Origin of the sequence: Streptomyces sp. NPDC056948 (assembly GCF_042674225.1) — a bacterium.
Lineage (GTDB): Bacteria > Actinomycetota > Actinomycetes > Streptomycetales > Streptomycetaceae > Streptomyces > Streptomyces purpurascens.
The window spans coordinates 1-2,543 of the sequence record NZ_JBHUQX010000714.1; the positions used below are offsets into that span (position 1 = coordinate 1).

The 2,543-nt window shown below is 74.8% G+C and carries 3 protein-coding genes and 1 pseudogene; all 4 read right to left on the minus strand.

Translation table 11 applies throughout. The annotated features are described in order from the left end of the window. Window positions 1-211, minus strand: a pseudogene (locus ACFTZL_RS43880) (hypothetical protein); the annotation flags it as partial. Next, the gene (locus ACFTZL_RS43885; protein WP_382595933.1) at window positions 208-1,017 is read right to left on the minus strand and encodes an ABC transporter ATP-binding protein; all 810 of its coding nucleotides are present in this window, start codon (window positions 1,015-1,017) and stop codon (window positions 208-210) included. The pseudogene ACFTZL_RS43880 and the gene ACFTZL_RS43885, both read right to left, overlap by 4 nt. A 31-nt stretch (window positions 1,018-1,048) precedes the next feature. Next, window positions 1,049-1,879 (minus strand): zf-HC2 domain-containing protein, encoded by an 831-nt coding sequence (locus ACFTZL_RS43890; RefSeq protein ID WP_382595936.1) that lies wholly within the window; start codon window positions 1,877-1,879, stop codon window positions 1,049-1,051. After that, on the minus strand, window positions 1,876-2,448 hold the full coding sequence (locus ACFTZL_RS43895; protein WP_382595939.1) for an RNA polymerase sigma factor: 573 nt from the start codon (window positions 2,446-2,448) through the stop codon (window positions 1,876-1,878). The genes ACFTZL_RS43890 and ACFTZL_RS43895 overlap by 4 nt, the downstream gene beginning before the upstream one ends. Window positions 2,449-2,543: the final 95 nt, after the last annotated feature.

Sequence of the window (2,543 nt, forward strand, 5' to 3'; positions counted from 1 at the left end):
GCCAGGCGCCGCCGCCGAGGGCGAGCGGCCAGAGCAGGACCAGCATGATCCGCTGGAAGCCCGCCAGCATCGTCCACTGCGCGTCCCACAGCTCCGTCTGCCTCGACAGGGCCAGGGACCACAGTCCGGCCGCTCCGAACGCGGCGACCAGCACGCCGAGGACCGCCGCCGCCGAGCGGCGCAGCTCGATGCCCAGCACACGGGTCGTCATCGGCCCGCCTCCCGTCGCGCGCGGGGGCGGGCGAGCAGGGCGGTGTAGCCGCGCTCGATCGGGCTGTCCCCGACGTCCTGCGGATCACCGAGCCCGGCCACCTCCTCCGGGGTCCCCTGGAACACCAGCCGGCCGTCGTCGACCAGCACCACATGGGTGCAGGAGGCGGCGACGTCCTCGACGAGATGAGTGGAGACCAGGACACACGCCTGGGCGCCGAGATCCCGCAGCAGCGTCCGGAACTCCAGGCGCTGCGCCGGGTCCAGGCCCACGGTCGGCTCGTCCAGCAGCAGCACCTCCGGATCGTTCACGATCGCCTGGGCGATGCCCGCGCGGCGCAGCATGCCGCCGGACAGCGTCTTCATCCGGTCGTCGGCGCGGTCCGCGAGCCCGACCCGCTCGATCGCCCGCTGCACCGCTCCGGGCACCTCACGCGCGTCCATCTTCTTCAGCCATGCCATGTACTCCACGAACTCGCGCAGCGTGAACCGCGGGTAGTAGCCGAACTCCTGCGGCAGATACCCGATCCGCCTGCGCAGCGCCCGCAGATCGGTCCGGCCGCCGATCGGCCGGCCCAGCAGCTCCAGTTCACCGCCGGCCGGCCGCAGCACCGTCGCCAGCGCGCGGATCAGGGTCGTCTTGCCGGCGCCGTTGGGCCCCAGCAGGCCGTGCACGCCCTGGCCGAGGCGCAGATCGAGGCCGTCGACCGCCACCCGGCGTCCGGCCCGCACCCGCAGGTCCCGGGCCTGGATGTGCCAGGCGTACGTGGTCGGCTTCAGTTCGGCGGGGGGAACCGCGCGCACCATCGAGGTCTCCTCTTGGACTGTCATCGGTCGGTCAGGGCAGTTCCGTGCCGGGCAGCACCGTGAAGGCGCGGGCCCGTACGGTCGTCGCGAGCGCGGCCACCACGAGCGCCAGCCCCCACACGGGCAGGCTCTGCGGGGCCAGCAGCACGGACAGACGGGAGGTGACGAGGCTGGGCACGATCGCCGCGAGCACCCAGGCCGAACCCAGGAACACGGCCGCCCGCCGCAGGCCGGTCACGCTGCCCAGGGCGAGCGTGCCGACGGTGAGAGCCAGACACGGCAGCAGACACAGGGCCGGCGACACCCCGACCACACCCCCCGCGGCGGCCAGCACCGGAATCACCACCGCCAGCACCACGGCGGTGCGCCGCAGCACCAGCCGCAGGCCCGCTCGCGGTGTGGTCGAGGTCAACTCGCCCATCGGATCCAGCCGCTGGGTCCAGGAGGCCGCGACCCCGAGCAGCGGCACCACGGGGGACAGCAGCAGGACCAGCGAAGGTACGTCCGTCCCCCGGGCGAGCAGGTCGATGCCGAGCGCCGAGAGGATCACCAGCACGCTCATCAGCAGCCAGGGCGCCTGCGACGGAGGCGCCCAGCGGCGTACGGCACGCGGCAGCGGGGAGCGGACCGGGGCGGGGCGGTCGGGTGCCGTCGCGTCGACCTCGGCCCACACCCGGTCCAGCAGGCCGTGCACCGAGGGGGCCCGCGTCGTGACCGCCTCGGCCACGAGCCGCCGGCACCGGGCGCAGTTCTCCAGGTGCGCCTCCAGCGCCCACTCGGCGTCCGGGGGCAGTGCGGCGTCCCCCGCGACATAGGCACTGATCAGGGCGCGGCCCGCGTGCGGGCCCGTGCTGCCGGTCATGACATCGCCTTCCGCATGGCCAGCCGCGCGCGCCGGGCCCGCGTCTTGACCGTTCCCTCCGGTATTCCGAGCAGCGCCGAGGTCTCCCGGACGCTCAGCCCGTCCAGCACCAGCGCCCGGAGGACCTGGCGCAGTTCGGGCGCGAGGCCGGCGAGTGCATCGCCCACGTCACCGGCGAGCGTGGACTCCAGCAGCGTCTGCTCGGCGCTCGGGGTGTCCGCCCCGGCCGGGTCGACGGCGGCCACGGCCTCGACACTCGTCCGGTGCCGCCCCTCCGTGCGGAAGGCGTCGACGAGCCGCCGGGCGGCCACCGTCCACAGCCAGCCCGTCGCACTGCCGTCGGCCGCGGCGCCCGCGAACGAACCCGCCGCCCGCCACACCGCCAGATACGTCTCCTGGAGCACCTCGCCCACGAGCTGTTCGTCGGCGCACCGGCGGCGCAGCCGCACCGCGAGCCAGGGCGAGGTGCGGCGGTAGAACTCCTCGAACGCCGCACGGTCGCCCTTGGCGACGCGGCGCAGCAGGCCTTCCTCGTCCAGCCGCCCGACGGCGGCCCCTCTTCTCCACACACCTGGTCGGTCGTCCGGCGGGTCCCCGCGGGTTCACCGCCGGCCTGTGATGCCGGTCACGTGCGCACATGCCGACGCCCCCGCCGGTTCGCACC